This is a genomic window from Indolivaga capnocytophagoides DSM 22835, assembly GCF_000426485.1.
In the GTDB taxonomy this organism is placed as follows: Bacteria; Bacteroidota; Bacteroidia; order Bacteroidales; family Dysgonomonadaceae; genus Dysgonomonas_A; species Dysgonomonas_A capnocytophagoides.
This window is the reverse complement of the sequence record NZ_AUFL01000014.1, coordinates 100,102-116,307: the sequence shown is the minus strand read 5'-3', so window position 1 is coordinate 116,307 and position 16,206 is coordinate 100,102. Positions and strand designations below refer to the sequence as shown.

Sequence of the window (16,206 nt, the reverse complement as noted above, 5' to 3'; positions counted from 1 at the left end):
TACTCGTTTTTTTCTGTACTGTCTTTATTTAGCTGATTGTTTCGAAATAAGCATTATAATTCGCCCAAAGAAAGCCGAAACCCAAATTGAAGCCTGAAATTGAGCGGTTTTTCTTTATAAATCGTTTCAAACTCACTTTTATCTTTAAAATAATAGCTAATTCCCGGTTCTGTATATATTCCAATCTTTTGAGATAAATTATATTGTATACCCGCTGCGCCATTGAGGGACCACTGCAAATCATCTATTGATATATTTTTCTCTTTACTTGACTCAACCCTATTATCCAGAATATAATCAGTTTTTAATTTTCCCGAGACATTCTTCTCAACAAGTGCCCCCCCGGATGTATAAACGGAGATTTTTTTATTTTTCCAGACATTATAATTCACATTTAAAGGAATACCGACATAATGAAACGTCTGCTTACTGTAATAATAGTAACTGCTGCTACCCGACCTTAAATCTGACGAGAGCATCGTATAAGTCACTCCGCTTGTAAGGCTCCATTTTTGATTCAAATGATAGCTTACAGACACGCCGAATGTAACTGGCTGCTTATGTTTAACATCGGTATAAACGTCCTGTGACTTATTATTAACGAAAATATCGCCTAATACACCTTGTCCGACAGAGGGAGGTTCCTCATTATCAGAACAAAACTCAGTTGAAACTAAATTACCATATCCTCTGTATTTATTTGCCGATCCCGAAGATAAATTAGACGCGTAAAGGCTTGTTTCCCATTTTGATGGTGCAGTTTCATTAGCTCCTTTATCCGAATTTAAAGCAAAATCAGATTTATTATCAGGGAGTATCTTAGAATGATTCTCCGCTGATTTTTTAGATTCCTTTTTAATCGGAACTTCTTTTTCGGACTCGTTTACTTTCGGGGAGTCTTCCTTTATCCCGGTATCTCCGCCTGAGAGAGATTCCGTCACTTCATTAGGTTCCTTCCGCTCGACATTTTTATAAGGCTTACTAATACTTTCAACAAGGGCTTCTGTTTCTTTGTGAAATTGTTCCTCTTCAACGACCGTATCGGAAGGTAATTGCTGATTTTTCTGCACAAATTCCGGTGAGGGTTTAGGTATTTCCACCGTAATTTTGTCGAAAATAAAATATCCTGTCAGACAAAATAAAACAACAGCGGCCAAAGCCCCCATGCGTCTAACCCATAAAAACAGAGATCTTCTCTTCTGTAAAACATCTAAAGCAGGCTTACTGATCATTGCCTGCTCAATGTCTTTCCATAATCCGTCGGGAGCAGGTTCCTCATGAGCCTCCATCCGTTTGCGCAGATTATCTGACCAGTGATTATTCATAACTCCATTTTTTTAATTTTCCTGTACTTTTCGATTTCCTTTGCCAACGTAATCTTGGCTCTATGTAATTGTGATGCCGATGAATTCTCAGCAATATTTAGTATCGCTGCTATTTCTTTATGACTTTTCCTTTCAAAGATATAAAGGTTAAAAACAGTCCGATATCCCGCCGGAAGCGATCTAATCATGTTCATTATCGCCGATGTCGGGATGTTATCAAAATCGGGCTCGTCTTCTTCTACAATCTCGGGAAGTTCGTCTGTCGGGATGATTATATCCCACTTTTCATTTTCTCTGAGGTACTTTAATGATTCATTTATGATAATACGGCTCATCCAAGCTTTCAGAGAACCGTCACCTCTGTACTCAAATTTACCGATAGAACTGAATATTTTAATAAAACTTTCCTGTAAAACATCTCTTACATCGTCTCTATTAGTGATATATCTGGAACAGACAGCCGTAAGGTATCCCGAATAATTGTTATATAATTCTTTCATAGCGATTATATCGCCACGAAGAATTTGTTGCAGTAGGTCTTGTTCTTTATCTTCTCCCTGTATCATTTATAAAACAGATACAATTCCTTTGTTTAAGTAAGTTACCTCAGATTAAGAACCCGGAAGTTACACCTTCTCTTGAAAAGGCATAACCCGGGACTCTTTCTTCTGATCTAAATCCGATTGATTACCGACCGGATTTAGGGCTGCTAAAAATCTGCCGCCTTATTGTTTTTTTGATAATGGTGCTTCATATTTGATAGCATCGAGTGGAGTCAGATTAGTGCCATCAACAGATATTTTTTCTGCTGTAAACTCTAACTTTAATGTTTTATCCTTTCCGGCAGTAGTATAGACTCCTTTTTGTTTAGCAGTGAAAGTTACTACAACTTTTTTCTTGGCACCATCAACCGGCAATTGAATTTCTAATGCTTTAGGAGCAAAAGTCAATTCTACAGCAGTCTTCGCACTTGTAAGCGCAGCAGTATAGTTAAGTTCATATTTAACTTTTCCCAATTCTTTCAAAGCGGCTTCTGCTTTTGTGGCATCCTTTATTACAGAAGTTACAATTTCCTTTACAGGTAATTCTGTAAATGTAATAATATCCTTGGTTGCGGAGAAAGATGCAGTCACTTCATTAGAAGTCTTACCTTGTGTTGTTAGCAGTTTTCCTGAGTAGTTTCCAATAACATCTTCAACCTTTACCTGAGGTAGGGGAGTATTATTATCATCGTCATCATCACATGATGCAAAAGTAATTGCAAGACAGCTAAAAAGAAGTAATAACCCTGATATTTTCTTTAGATTTTTCATTTTTTTGTTTTTCAATTATTAAACATGAATTTTGTGAGTACTCATATAGTAAATCCCAAAATCAGGAAATCTTGCATGGAGAAGTGAAAAAAATTTCAATCTTTTTATCGGACAACTTGGTTATTGACATAAACACTAAAACCAAACAAATAAAAGAGCTCAGGAAAATTTCATCACAATACGGGAGCATTATTCATTATTTATACGTAAGTTTGCTGTATCTCTGTTAGGGGTGTTCTTATAGATAGCAGATTCTTCTGCCGGTCATAAGAGCTGAGATTAGACCCTTGAACCTGATATGTTGTAATGGACATCGTAGGGAAACGGAATCAAGGAAGACTATATCAGTGTAACATATAGAATTATTATTAAGCCGTTTCGTATATACGAAACGGCTTTCTTTGTAATAACTATTGAGTGATACATTTATAATACAAAAAGGTCTGAGACCTTAATAACAAACCGGAATGATAAATATCGAACACCTTATCCGAGATCTTAATCTCATCAGAAAACAATCGCCGCTCATACATAATATAACCAATTATGTGGTGATGAATAATACAGCCAATGCTTTACTTGCAATAGGGGCATCTCCCGTAATGGCTCACTCTGTTGACGAAGTCGAAGAAATGGCAGGCATAGCCTCTTCTTTGGTAATAAATATCGGAACACTGGAGGCTGCATGGGTAGAAGCTATGCTAATAGCAGGAAAAACAGCATTAACAAAATCTACCCCCATTGTTTTTGATCCGGTTGGAGCCGGAGCTACAACCTATCGGTCGAAGGTATGCAAGCAGTTGATCGAAGAATGCAAACCATCTATTATACGGGGCAATGCTTCCGAGATTATCGCATTGCTCGATACACAGGCACAGACCAAAGGCGTTGACAGCACAAATACCTCCGATTCGGCTCTCAATTCGGCTAAGGCATTAGCTCTGCAAACAAATGCAGTAGTAGTGATAAGCGGCGAAACGGATTACACTACCAACGGAGCAACTGTAGAAACAGTAAAGAATGGCAACCCGATGATGGCTAAAGTTACAGGGATGGGATGTACAGCTACCGCTATTGTCGGAGCATTTTCGGCAGTAAATAAGAACCTGCTCGAAGCGGCTGCGCATGGCATGGCCGTAATGGGTATAACAGGTGAGATTGCAGCCTCAATATCAAAAGGCAACGGAAGTTTACAAATAAACTTTCTGGATACATTATTTAATCTTGATGAAGAAGCCATAAGAAAGAATATTAAACCATGAAAGACTTAGACTTGAGCCTGTATCTTGTAACCGACCGATCACTATCATTAAACAGACCTCTCGAATATATAGTAGAAGAAGCCGTAAAAGGCGGAGTTACAATGGTACAGCTCCGTGAAAAAACCTGTTCATCCAAAGAATTTTACGAATTGGCTATCAGATTGAAAAACTGCCTGAAACCTTTTAATATTCCGCTTATTATAAACGACAGGCTGGATATTGCACTTGCATGCGATGCCGAAGGCTTACATATCGGGCAGGGAGATATCCCCTATGATATTGCAAGAAAACTGCTGGGAAAGGATAAGATTATCGGTTTATCCGTAGAAAATATACAGGATGCAATAGATGCCAATAAGCTGGATGTGGACTATATCGGAATATCGCCGGTCTTTAGCACTCCTACAAAAACAGACACGGCTCAGGCTATAGGTTTAGAGGGTGTTCGCCAGATAACACAGATATCGAAACATCGGAGTGTAGGTATCGGAGGTATTAATCGAGCAAATGCCCATGATATTATAAAATGCGGTGCTGATGGAATTTCTGTGGTATCGGCTATTATGTCTGCCGATGATCCACGATCAGCAGCATATGAATTATCGGAACTGATCGAGTGCAGAGGATAATTTTTATCTATAAAGAAATAATGTACAAATATGATAATGTGATGATAAAAGAAAGGGAAACCTGCAAAAAAGAACATAAAGGATGTAACTTTTGTAACCTTTTCTAAATTGAAAATCAATGAGGAATAATTGATAACTGTTGACTGTTCATTGATTTTATAACCTTTGTTACCTTTTGCATATACAACATTAATAAATAAGATATTACAAAAACGACTTAAATAAATACAATCATATGAAGTGGAGCGAACAAGCATGGATTTCGGCAACACCGGTTTATAATCGGATTTTAGAACTTCCGTTTATACAGGAATTAATGACCGGAACATTATCTCGCGATAAATTTATATTCTACATAAGACAGGATGCTGTATATCTGTCTGAGTATGGAAAAGTATTAACAGGAATAGCATCGAAACTGAATAATGCTAAACATATTTCGGCATTTATCAAATTTGCAGGAGACAGCATCAGTGTGGAACAGGCCCTGCATGAATCTTTTATCCATGAATTAAAAACCGTGAAAACCGAAGCATCTCCCAGCTGCCTGTTATATACCTCATATCTGCATAAGCAATTAGCACATGCACCTCTTGAAGTTGCACTGGCTGCCGTTTTACCTTGTTTCTGGATTTATAAGAAGGTAGGGGATTATATTCTCGAAAACCAGATAAAAGGGGACAATCCATATCAAAGCTGGATAGATACATATGGCGGTGACGATTTTGAAAGATCGGTATCCGAGGCTATATCTATCTGTGATGAAATTGCAGGACAATGTACCAAAGCCGGGCAAGAAGCAATGACCCGAGCGTTTGTCATGTGTTCTAAATTTGAGTGGATGTTTTGGGAAAGTGCATACAGGGAAGAACAATGGAAAATATAAACACCGTAGTAAAATGAAGAAACAATATAAAAGAGCATTATCTATCGCAGGCAGTGATCCGAGTGGAGGAGCCGGTATTCAAGCCGACCTGAAAACATTCTCGGCATGTGGATGTTACGGAGCAACGGTCATAGTGGCGGTTGTGGACGAAAATACTGTTGGTGTAACAGGTGTGCATCCTATTCCTGTTCCATTTGTAGCCGGACAGATCAAATCGGTATTGGACGATATAGGTGCTGATGCCATAAAGATAGGCATGTTGCATTCGTCTGAACTTATCCGTTCAGTAAAAGAAACATTACTTAAATACGATATCAAAAATATTGTATTAGATCCGGTGATGGTTGCCACATCGGGCGATAAACTCTTACAGGACGAAGCTATTAGTACACTGAAAACCGAATTGATACCTTATGCCAGAATTATAACACCCAATATACCCGAAGCCGAAATATTACTGAGCAAGAAAATCCAAAGTCAGGAAGATTTGCTTTTAGTCGTTAAGGATCTTTCTTTCGGACGATCGGTATCGGTACTTCTCAAAGCTGGACATCTGACCGAGGACGAATTGATTGATGTTTTTTACAATGCCGAAACAGACGAGATCATAAAACTTCGTTCGAAACGGATCTCCACCCGAAATACACACGGTACAGGGTGTACTTTTTCGTCTGCCATAGCAGCTTTTTTGGCTCATGGCTTACCCCTGAATGATGCCGTAAGAAAAGCTAAAGAATATATGAATAAAGCCATTCTAGCCGGATCGGAATACGAGATAGGTAAAGGTCACGGTCCGGTTCATCATTTTTTCGATTTTTGGACTTAAAGTCTCTGACAATTTATTGGGCAAATAAATCAGATCTTAAAACATCCATTATATTTGCTGGAGCACGGTTATTACTCAATTCATCTTTCATATAATCCATATATGGTGCTACATGAGAGAAAAATTGATAATATCCCTCACACAGATAGTTCAAACCATGTTCTCCGGTATTGGTTTTACAGAATCTATTCTTGGGGCATTCGCCGTAGCATGCAAACAGATATTGGCATTGCCTGCACTGCAGTGGAAGAGTATGAAATTTATTGTGTCCAAACTTTTGTTGTTTCTCACTGTAAAGCATTTCAATTAATGTGTTGGACTGAATGTTTCCCAGTTTATATTCAGGAAACACAAAATGGTCACACGAATAGACATCTCCGTTAAATTCCATAACGCCTGCATGTCCACAAGTCTTATCTAAAGTACAAACTCCGGGCTGTACGCCCATCCAGTTCGCAAGAGTAGCATCAAACAGCTGGATATAATATGTGCCGACATCTGTCTTCACCCACTCATCAAAGAGTGAACATAGAAAGTTACCCCATTGTTTGGGTGTTACGGAAAAGTCGGCAACCTCCATCGTACTATCGGTCAGTGATGCCAGATGACGTCCATCATCATGATTGCAGATACGTTCAACAATCGGTGTAAACTGCATGTAATGGCAGCCTATCTCTTTGAAGAATCGATAGAAGTCCAACGGATGGTCAGCATTGAGATTATTGATTACGGCCAGAGCATTCCAATCCACCTTATGCTTATTGAGTAACTCAATACCTCTCATTACATTGGCAAAAGACGGAAGTCCTTGCTTATTGCGGCGATATTGGTCATGAAATACTTCTGGTCCATCAATAGAAACACCTACCAACCAGTTGTTTTCTTTAAAGAACCGGCACCACTCATCGGTCAGCAAAGTTCCGTTGGTTTGTATACAGTTATCAATTATACGGCCTTTCGAGTATTTCTTCTGCAGCTCCATCGCTTTTTTGTAGAAAGAAATAGGGCGCATCAATGTTTCTCCTCCATGCCACGTGAAAAGTATCTGAGACATGGTTTGAGAATTGATATACTCTTCGATAAACTTGTCCAACAGGCTTTCGCTCATTATTTGCTTTGGATTGTCTTTATATAGCTTTGATTTTTCCAAGTAATAACAATAGTCACAAGCCAGATTGCATGCAGCTCCAATCGGCTTAAGCATTATGTAAAGAGGATGAGAAAATGGTGAAGCAACTCTCATGTTTTAAATATTAGTTTAAGGTCTCAGACCCACTTATTAACTTTGCAAGCTTAATATGCTCAAAGTTAACTTAAAAATTTACTTCAAGGTCTCATCCCTTTTTGTTATTTTGGTAAGTATAGAAGCCATAGTCTGTTATAAACTTTAAATACATATTAAATACGAGTTATTACTTTATTTAACGAAAACAGGCGCATTTATCCGGCATAAACTGTGTGAATATTTATCTATACAGAAAGTAATAGATTCATAAAAATTAAAATGGGACAAATCTCCGAAACAACAACAAATAAGTGTAAATTTGTATACTTAAGATTTTGATTTCAAATCTCTTTTTGTGTCATAAAAAAACGACTAAAAATGTTTAGTAAACAAACCTATATCAACCGAAGAGTCTCTCTAAAAAAGGCGGTTGGCTCCGGAATATTGCTTTTTCTCGGAAATGAAGAATCGGGAATGAACTATGAAGATAATACTTATGACTTTCGTCAGGATTCTACATTCTTATATTACTTCGGATTGCCATATGCAGGATTAACTGCAATAATAGATATAGACGAAGATAAGGAAATTATTTTCGGGGACGAATTATCTATCGACCATATAGTATGGATGGGTACTCAGCCGACTCTTAAAGAAAAAAGCGAAAAAATAGGAGTAAGCCAGACCATGCCTTCTGCAGATATCAGGGTGTATCTGAAAAAAGCTCTGGACAAAGGACAAACCGTTCATTATCTTCCTCCCTATCGTGCCGAACATAAGCTAAAGTTTTCGGAATGGCTCGACTTAAAAGTACCCCAGCAACAAGGCTCTGTACCCTTTATCAGAGCTGTGGTAAATCAACGGATATACAAATCGGCAGAGGAAATCGTTGAGATAGAAAAAGCCTGTAATATCACGGCTGACATGCACATGACAGCCATGCGTTGTGCGCAAATAGGCATGAAGGAATATGAAGTAGTGGCGGCTCTTGAGTCTGTAGCTACAGCAGCAGGAGGACGGCTGTCATTTCCAACCATAGCAACAATCAACGGACAGACTTTGCACAACCACAGTCATTCCAATACAATAAAAGAAGGAGACATGCTGCTGATAGATGCCGGAGCTGAAACATCCATGGGATATGCCGGAGATATGTCTTCGACAATTCCTGCCGGTAAGAAATTTTCTTCCCGCCAAAAAGAGATCTACGACATACAAGTAGCATCGCATCTGGCTGCAGTACAGGCTCTACGTCCGGGAATACCATTTAAAGAGGTATATGAACTATCGGCTCAGGTTATCTGCGAAGGTCTCAAATCGTTAGGAATCATGAAAGGTGATCCTGCCGAAGCTGTTTATGCAGGAGCTCATGCTATGTTTTTTCCTTGTGGTCTCGGTCATATGATGGGACTTGATGTTCATGATATGGAGAATCTGGGTGAAGTATGGGTCGGCTACAACGGAGAGCCTAAAAGCGCTCAATTCGGTCGGAAGTCATTACGTTTGGGACGTAAACTCGAACCCGGATTTGTTCTAACCATAGAACCCGGAGTATACTTTATTCCAGAACTGATTGATCTCTGGCGCAGTGAGAAAAAATTCACTGATTTTATCAACTACGATAAACTCGAAACATATAAGGACTTCGGCGGTATCCGCAACGAAGAAGATTATCTGATCACCGATACAGGCTCACACCTGTTAGGTAAAAAAATACCTTTAACGACAGACGAGGTTGAGGCTCTAAGATAAGAGCCCACCCCCTTTATATATTGTTTATCAGAACTTATGAAAGACACTAATAAGGCAATTCTATATGCAGCGATAGCTGTATTGAGCTGGTCTACCGTTGCAACGATGTTTAAAGTAGCATTACGGAATTTTACTCATTTCGAGATGCTTTTGATTGCCAGTTTCACAGCTTTATGTATTTTCTCTGTAACAATGACCATTCAACGGAAATGGGCATTATTATCATCTCTTCCTTCTCGCCAATGGGGTAAATTCGCTTTGATCGGCTTACTTAATCCTGTGGCGTATTATCTTGTACTATTCAAGGCTTATAATCTGCTGCCGGCGCAAGTAGCACAGCCTATAAATTATTGCTGGCCTATCGTCTTATTGGTATTGCTGGCCATTTTTGCCCATCAGCAGATACCTGCGCTCAAGTATATAGGAATGGCTCTCTCTTTAACCGGAGTTGTGTTTATCTCGCTTGGAGGTACAGGACTACAAGGAGAGGGACTTCCGGTAGGAGGGTTGTTGCTTGCTTTACTGAGTGCTTTTCTTTGGGCATCGTACTGGATCGTAAATAATATGAACAAACATATTGACAGTACAGTTACACTATTCCTTAGTTTCTTATTCGGGTCGATGTATCTGCTGATAGCCTCATTTTTTGTCGGCGTCAACCTACATTCAATTCCCGGGGTATTATCCAGTATGTATGTCGGAGCATTCGAAATGGGCATTCCCTTCATATTCTTTGGTCTGGCAATACGTAAAACAGATAACTCTGCACTGATCAATCAAATGTGTTATTTATCGCCTTTCCTTTCATTATTCTTTATTCACCTGGTATTAGGCGAACACATATACATAACGACTTATATCGGACTCTTCCTGATTGTATTCGGGATTGTCTTTAATGAATATATTATAAAATATTTCCAACGGAAACGAGGCCCAATCAACACTTAAAATACGTAATCATAAATATTTTATCACATATAAGATCACGAATTATTCTTAAAATCTTTTGGTAAAACCCCAAACTGCTTCTGAAAACATTTGGCAAAATAAGAAGGATTATTAAACCCAACCATATAACAGACTTCATTTATTCGGAAATTGTCTTGCTGCAGTAATTCTGCGGCTTTTTTAAGACGGACAAGCAATAATAACTTATTAGGAGTACATCCCGAAATATTTTTAATCTTGGCAAAAAGTCCGGAGCTGCTTATACATAGTTCTTCAGCAAGATCATCCATAGAGAAGTTCTCATTCGAAATATTGTGCTCAATAATATCATTTACCTTCGACAGAAACTCTTTATCAGTCTTGTTGCCTGCTATGCTGCTTAGGGGAACAAGCGGAGTTTCGGCATACTTCTTCTGCAATGCCTCACGGATGGATAACAGATTACGGATTTGCGCTGCTAAAAAGCGAATGGAAAAAGGCTTTTCGACATAAGCATCTGCTCCGCTTTCCATGGCTTCTACTTTTGTAGAGGTATTATTTTTTGCAGTAAGCAATATGATCGGAATATGGCTCCACAAAATATTATTTCTGACATAACTGCAAAATTCTATTCCGTCCATTTTAGGCATCATTATATCGCTCACTATCAGATTCACTTCATTTTCTTGTAATACCTTAATTCCTTCTTCTCCATTGTCGGCAAGCAATATTCGGTAGGTATCCGATAGATTTTTCCACAGAAACTCCTGAATATCCATATTATCTTCGACAACCAAAATTGTAAGGCGTCCTGCCCTCCCCGACTTTTCCGGACATTCATTTCGCCATGTATCATTACCACTCAGTTCCACAGGGATATGCTCTGTTGCTTCCGACTGTAAACGCTGTATTATATCCTCCTTGCATTGCCCTGATGGAAGTACAATCGTAAACATGGTCTTTTCATCTTCAATGCTGTGCACTTCTATTGTTCCATCAAGAGCATCAACAATCCTTTTCACCAAATTCAAACCGATACCAGTTCCCGATTTAGTATTTCCCGGAACCTGAAAAAACAGATCAAATATTTTTTGCCGGTATTCGTCGGGAATACCACGCCCATTATCCGTAACCTGTATACAAAAAGTATTGTTATCAGTATTTGTATTCAGAGATAGCTCGATGTAATCCCGTGTAAATTTTGCAGCATTATTCAATAAGTTGCTGATCGCTTTTGTCAGATTCTCCACATCCGTCACGGCTTTGAAGTCTTTATTATCACTCTGATACTCCAGTCGGATATTGCGTTGTTCAAGGGAAGGACGGAAGCGTTCACAAATGTTCGACAGTACCTCATCTACATTACATTCCGAATAAGACATCTGAACAGATTCCTGCTCCATCTTCCTAAAATCCAGCAGCTGATTTACAAGAAAAAGTAATCTCTGACTATTCCTGTCAATAATGTTTAAATCGCTTTTTATCTTCTCTGGAAATTGATCAGATATCTCTATTATCTTTTCGAGAGGACCTATAATCAGGCTGACAGGTGTACGTATCTCATGAGCTATAGTTGTGAAAAAATTGATTTTAGCATCATGTATTTCTTTTTCATGAGCTGCCCGCATTTTTTCCATCTTGGCTTTGTCCTTTCTAGCATTCACTTTCCTTATATATTTCGAGATAATAATCATTGCCACTATATATATGACTATATACAGGACTATGGCAATATTAGTTCTCCAGAAAGGAGGCGTAATTACGATCTTAAGTGTAAGCCCTGCATCATTCCATATACCGTCATTATTCGAAGCCTTGACACGGAATGTATATTCTCCGGGCGATAAATTAGTATACGTTGTCCGTCTCTGATTACCTACATAGTTCCATTCCTTATCAAAACCTTCAAGCATAAAGGCATATTCGTTTTTTTCGGGTGCAAAGTAACTGAGTGCGGTGTATTCGAGACTGAATACATTTTTACTGTAAGGCAAAGTCAACTGCATAATACTGTCTTTGGAGACAGACATGTATTCTTCGGGATTGTCCACCGATTTGTTAAAAATCTGAAAGTCGGTCAATACCACCGGAGGAATATACCTGTTGGTTATTATTTGTTTCGGATAAAAAGCATTGAATCCGTTAGCTGTACCGATATAAATACGTCCCGAGGATGTTTTAATACCTGAATTCTGAATAAAGAGATCGCTTAACAAACCATCGCTTTTTGTGAATGTACGCAACTGATTACGCTTGGTATCGAAACGGATCAGCCCTCTGCCTGTGGTAATCCACAAGAATTCTTTATCACTGATAATCTTATAAATCGTATTGCTTTGTGTAGTGAGTAAAATATTAGTGAAGTTATTCTCTTGGGGATTAAACTTACAAAGTCCGCTGTTCGTTCCAATCCATAGTTGATTGTTATCATCGGTACATAAACATAATACCTCATTACTAATCAGCGAATTTTTGTTTTTTGATTCAAACAAATAGTTTGTCCACCTGCGGGTAGCCGGATCATAAACATGCAAACCATTTCCGATAGTAGCAAACCACAAGATTTTGTTGTATTCAAGTATATCGATAGTTACAGCCGACAGCTTTCTTATGCGGTTAAAATTATCAGAAGATCTATTATAGCGATTTATCCCCTGAGTAGTCCCTACCCATATATTATTACGGGAATCCTTGTAAAGAGAAAAGATATTATTGACATCAATGCTGGTCGAATCATTGGGGTTATTCTTATAACATCTGAATTGTTTTGTTGTCACATCCATCACATTCAATCCTCCGGTATATGTCCCAATCCAGAGATTATTTTCATCCAAACACAGCCCGTGTATGTTATGGAAAGAAATGCTGTTTTTTCCTTTCTGCGGTCTATAGGAGGTAAACAGCCCCGAACGTTTATCCATGTAATTCAACCCTCCGTCGTCGGTTCCTATCCAAAGATTACCGGATTCGTCCTCACAAAAAGAACTGATAACGTTTCCCGATACCGAATTCTTATTCGGATCATGAGTATAACTTGCAAAATAGTTACGGCTGGGAGCCGCATAATTTATACCTCCGTAATAAGTACCTATCCACAACCCGCCTTCCCGATCCTGATAGATCGGATAAATAAACCGGCTCGAGATATCAGGCTCCTGTAAATGAAACACTCTTCTATTTCCGATAATGGGCGAAACAGCAAAAGAAGTCAACCCATCATCAGAACCGATCAACAGATTTCCCGGCTCATATTCGGTTATAGTATGTATATGTACAATTTTATCTGCATTTTCCGTATTCAGATAACTGTTTACTATCCCGCTTATCTTATCCACTTCGTACAACCCGTTATTCCATGTACCAAACCATAAAGTTCCGAATGTATCTTCTATTATACTATATGATGATAATTTTTTCAATTCGGATGGAGCAATATGAGGAAAAGCTGGAATAAAACGATCTGAGTTTTTATCGAGACGATAAATCTGATATGCCGTAGAGTTGACCGATGTCCATATAGTATTATCCTTATCCTTATATAAATAGGTTATGAGATCAGACGATTGTAAAGGATCAGTATATTTCGAAAATGAATATCGTTTCAAGCTATTCGATTTCCGGTTATACAAAAATACCCCTTGGCGGTACGACGCTATCCAGATATTTCCTTTTTCATCAGCCACAATATTCTGGATGCGGTCGTTGATACATGTACCGTCCTGCGCCTTCATCTTGAAAGCCTTAAATTTATTGGTTTGCGGATTGTAGGTACAGACACCTCTCTCCGTGCCTACCCATAAAATGCGGCTATTGTCTTCGAAGCAACAGTAAACGTAATTATTAATCAGAGATGTAGTATCCCTGGGTACATTACGGTATGTTTTGAACTCATATCCGTTGAAACGGTTGAGCCCGTCTTCTGTTCCAAACCACATAAAACCTTTTGTGTCTTGCAAAGCTGAATACACAGTATTTGAAGACAATCCGTTTTCGACAAGATAAGTCTTAAAATTGAGGTCAATAGCATAAATTGACAGTCCGAAAACTATATTCAGAAAATAAGTTACAAAAGATAGCCATATATATTTTTTCATAATATCCGGATTTCTAATTTAATATCTCAGACCTATTTATCCACTTTATATGTACAACATATTACCACTTACAAATACATCTTTAAATACTTTCTGTTACTTATTCTCAAAAAAGTAACAAAAATAACCTCAAAATTGCACATCTTTCTATTGTTACTTTTCACTCCTCTGCTCCTTAAGGAGAATTTTACTACCGCCTAAACAAGCCATTTCAAGGGTTTGGAGCTATTTCAAAAAGGTGACAAAGGTTACTCACTTTTGTAAACCTTTTCCTTTATTGGCTGATTTTTTCATTACCGAATTTTTCCAATTGTTGGAAGAATACCTTATAAACAAGAGAGGCTGCCCGTCTTTTCTGCATAGATAAAAAGAATAAATGGTTGTTTTCTTTTCTACAAAAGGATCTATAATCCTAAATATCGCAATTTTTTATGATTCTGTAATCTATCGCAAAATACTCCAAAAGAATAATACAATCCTATGATTTAAAACTTAATTATTTATTAACCACCACAATACAATATTATAACATAAATTATAACCGACTGAATATTAGAGAAAAGTTGTATCATTTTGGAGTTTTTTAGTATAAGGAAAGCCTTCTATTTAACGAATTTTGTGAAATAAGAATTATACTCCTACTCCCTTAAAAAACTTTATAACCTGTATCCTATGAAATTAAAAGAAATATTATTAACAACAAGTTTATTTTTGATTACCCTGTCGGGGTATTGTCAACAAGAATTCGGAACCAAAGACAAATCTGGCGAAAATACTTTCGACCAATTAGCACAAACTCCACCCATGGGATGGAACAGCTGGAATAAATTCGGATGCCGGGTAAGCGAAAAACTTATAAAAGAAATGGCAGATGCCATGGTATCATCTGGTATGAAAAGCGCAGGTTATGAATATGTAGTTATTGATGACTGCTGGCAAACCGGACGAGACAAAAACGGAAATATAATAGTAGATCCCGAACATTTTCCGAATGGAATGAAACCGGTAGCAGATTACATTCACAGTTTAGGTTTAAAATTCGGAATATACTCATGCGCAGGCAGCCTTACCTGTCAGGGGAGACCGGGCAGCAGAGGATATCAGTTTCAGGATGCGCGCCAGTACGCCGAATGGGGAGTAGATTATCTTAAATACGATTGGTGCTATAACGAAGATCAGGATGCCAAATCGGCTTATAAAACAATGAGCGATGCACTGAAAGCATCTGGACGCCCTATTGTATTCAGCATTTGTGAGTGGGGAGAAAACAAACCTTGGGAGTGGGGTAAAGGCATCGGACATCTTTGGCGGATAACAGCCGATATCCGCGATTGTTTCGACTGCCAGTTCAACTGGGGCGGAGTCGGCGTTCTGCAAATATTAGACAAGGCCATGACGATAGATAAACATTCAGGACCGGGACATTGGAACGATCTCGAAATGCTCGAAATCGGAAATGGCGGACAAACTCAAACCGAGTACAAATCTCACTTTGCTATCTGGTGTATAATGGCTGCACCTCTAATGGCAGGAAACGACTTGAGAGAAATGGACTCATTCACAAAAGAATTATTAACCAACAAAGAAGCCATAGCGATCAATCAGGATAAGCTGGGACGCTCAGCATTCAGATACCTGCATCTGAATGGCATAGATATTCTCGTAAAGCCGTTGTCAGGCGGCGATGCAGCATTCTTATTTATTAACCGTAATAATTTCAAAATTGACCTGGACTATGACTGGAACATGGATACCGTCTATGACAGTGACCTCGAAAACGGAGCACTTTATATGAAACGCTCTCCCAGAACCGTACGCAATGTTTGGACTCATCAAAATGAAGGTGATACTCAAACGAGACTGAAAAAGACCCTCGAACCTCACGAAAGCCTATTCTACAGGCTAAATAAGTAAGCAAGTGTAAAATGTATTCAACTTGTTTACTCGTTCACTGATAAATAAATAGG

At 38.4% G+C, this 16,206-nt stretch carries 12 protein-coding genes; 7 read left to right on the top strand and 5 right to left on the bottom strand.

The genetic code is table 11. The features are described from left to right. Positions 1 to 53 precede the first annotated feature (53 nt). The 3 genes from K322_RS20240 to K322_RS0108670 all read right to left on the bottom strand — a co-directional run bounded on the left by K322_RS20240 (position 54) and on the right by K322_RS0108670 (position 2,638). The gene (locus tag K322_RS20240; protein WP_051290715.1) at positions 54 to 1,325 is read right to left on the bottom strand and encodes an outer membrane beta-barrel protein; all 1,272 of its coding nucleotides are present in this window, start codon (positions 1,323 to 1,325) and stop codon (positions 54 to 56) included. After that, positions 1,322 to 1,891: an RNA polymerase sigma factor gene (locus K322_RS0108675; protein WP_026626535.1), complete on the bottom strand. Its 570-nt coding sequence runs from the start codon at positions 1,889 to 1,891 to the stop codon at positions 1,322 to 1,324. The genes K322_RS20240 and K322_RS0108675 overlap by 4 nt, the downstream gene beginning before the upstream one ends. A 159-nt stretch (positions 1,892 to 2,050) precedes the next feature. Continuing rightward, complete coding sequence (locus tag K322_RS0108670) at positions 2,051 to 2,638, bottom strand: DUF4840 domain-containing protein (protein ID WP_026626534.1); 588 nt, start codon at positions 2,636 to 2,638, stop codon at positions 2,051 to 2,053. Between the two features lie 467 nt (positions 2,639 to 3,105). Here K322_RS0108670 and thiM point away from each other — a divergent pair, with 467 nt between their 5' ends. From thiM to thiD, 4 genes are all read left to right on the top strand, one after another. Continuing rightward, the gene (gene thiM / locus K322_RS0108665; RefSeq protein WP_026626533.1) at positions 3,106 to 3,900 is read left to right on the top strand and encodes a hydroxyethylthiazole kinase; all 795 of its coding nucleotides are present in this window, start codon (positions 3,106 to 3,108) and stop codon (positions 3,898 to 3,900) included. Further along, complete coding sequence (gene thiE / locus K322_RS0108660) at positions 3,897 to 4,529, top strand: thiamine phosphate synthase (protein WP_026626532.1); 633 nt, start codon at positions 3,897 to 3,899, stop codon at positions 4,527 to 4,529. Before thiM ends, thiE begins: the two co-directional genes overlap by 4 nt. 235 nt (positions 4,530 to 4,764) lie before the next feature. After that, complete coding sequence (gene tenA, locus K322_RS0108655) at positions 4,765 to 5,415, top strand: thiaminase II (protein WP_026626531.1); 651 nt, start codon at positions 4,765 to 4,767, stop codon at positions 5,413 to 5,415. A gap of 13 nt (positions 5,416 to 5,428) precedes the next feature. Beyond that, positions 5,429 to 6,241, top strand: a complete 813-nt coding sequence (gene thiD / locus K322_RS0108650) for a bifunctional hydroxymethylpyrimidine kinase/phosphomethylpyrimidine kinase (protein WP_026626530.1) — start codon at positions 5,429 to 5,431, stop codon at positions 6,239 to 6,241. Between the two features lie 13 nt (positions 6,242 to 6,254). Here the strand turns inward: thiD and K322_RS0108645 are convergent, their stop codons facing one another. Then, on the bottom strand, positions 6,255 to 7,484 hold the full coding sequence (locus K322_RS0108645) for an anaerobic sulfatase-maturation protein (protein WP_026626529.1): 1,230 nt from the start codon (positions 7,482 to 7,484) through the stop codon (positions 6,255 to 6,257). A 360-nt stretch (positions 7,485 to 7,844) separates the two neighbouring features. On the opposite strand from K322_RS0108645, the gene K322_RS0108640 reads away from it, so the two are divergent. Together K322_RS0108640 and K322_RS0108635 are read left to right on the top strand one after the other, a co-directional pair. After that, the gene (locus K322_RS0108640; RefSeq protein ID WP_026626528.1) at positions 7,845 to 9,218 is read left to right on the top strand and encodes an aminopeptidase P family protein; all 1,374 of its coding nucleotides are present in this window, start codon (positions 7,845 to 7,847) and stop codon (positions 9,216 to 9,218) included. 36 nt (positions 9,219 to 9,254) lie between these two features. Continuing rightward, positions 9,255 to 10,166, top strand: coding sequence for a DMT family transporter (locus tag K322_RS0108635; RefSeq protein ID WP_026626527.1), 912 nt, complete (start codon positions 9,255 to 9,257; stop codon positions 10,164 to 10,166). Positions 10,167 to 10,201: 35 nt separating this feature from the next. On the opposite strand, the gene K322_RS0108630 is transcribed toward K322_RS0108635, so the two are convergent. Continuing rightward, the gene (locus K322_RS0108630) at positions 10,202 to 14,239 is read right to left on the bottom strand and encodes a hybrid sensor histidine kinase/response regulator transcription factor (protein ID WP_026626526.1); all 4,038 of its coding nucleotides are present in this window, start codon (positions 14,237 to 14,239) and stop codon (positions 10,202 to 10,204) included. Positions 14,240 to 14,911: 672 nt separating this feature from the next. Between K322_RS0108630 and K322_RS0108625 the strand changes: the two genes are divergently transcribed. Continuing rightward, positions 14,912 to 16,153, top strand: a complete 1,242-nt coding sequence (locus K322_RS0108625) for a glycoside hydrolase family 27 protein (RefSeq protein WP_026626525.1) — start codon at positions 14,912 to 14,914, stop codon at positions 16,151 to 16,153. The last annotated feature ends 53 nt before the right edge of the window (positions 16,154 to 16,206 follow it).

Coding starts and splice junctions, on each gene's coding strand:
- K322_RS20240 (WP_051290715.1), bottom strand. CDS start 1,325: ATGAATAATCACTGGTCAGATAATCTGCGCAAACGGATGGAGGCTCAT.
- K322_RS0108675 (WP_026626535.1), bottom strand. CDS start 1,891: ATGATACAGGGAGAAGATAAAGAACAAGACCTACTGCAACAAATTCTT.
- K322_RS0108670 (WP_026626534.1), bottom strand. CDS start 2,638: ATGAAAAATCTAAAGAAAATATCAGGGTTATTACTTCTTTTTAGCTGT.
- thiM (WP_026626533.1), top strand. CDS start 3,106: ATGATAAATATCGAACACCTTATCCGAGATCTTAATCTCATCAGAAAA.
- thiE (WP_026626532.1), top strand. CDS start 3,897: ATGAAAGACTTAGACTTGAGCCTGTATCTTGTAACCGACCGATCACTA.
- tenA (WP_026626531.1), top strand. CDS start 4,765: ATGAAGTGGAGCGAACAAGCATGGATTTCGGCAACACCGGTTTATAAT.
- thiD (WP_026626530.1), top strand. CDS start 5,429: ATGAAGAAACAATATAAAAGAGCATTATCTATCGCAGGCAGTGATCCG.
- K322_RS0108645 (WP_026626529.1), bottom strand. CDS start 7,484: ATGAGAGTTGCTTCACCATTTTCTCATCCTCTTTACATAATGCTTAAG.
- K322_RS0108640 (WP_026626528.1), top strand. CDS start 7,845: ATGTTTAGTAAACAAACCTATATCAACCGAAGAGTCTCTCTAAAAAAG.
- K322_RS0108635 (WP_026626527.1), top strand. CDS start 9,255: ATGAAAGACACTAATAAGGCAATTCTATATGCAGCGATAGCTGTATTG.
- K322_RS0108630 (WP_026626526.1), bottom strand. CDS start 14,239: ATGAAAAAATATATATGGCTATCTTTTGTAACTTATTTTCTGAATATA.
- K322_RS0108625 (WP_026626525.1), top strand. CDS start 14,912: ATGAAATTAAAAGAAATATTATTAACAACAAGTTTATTTTTGATTACC.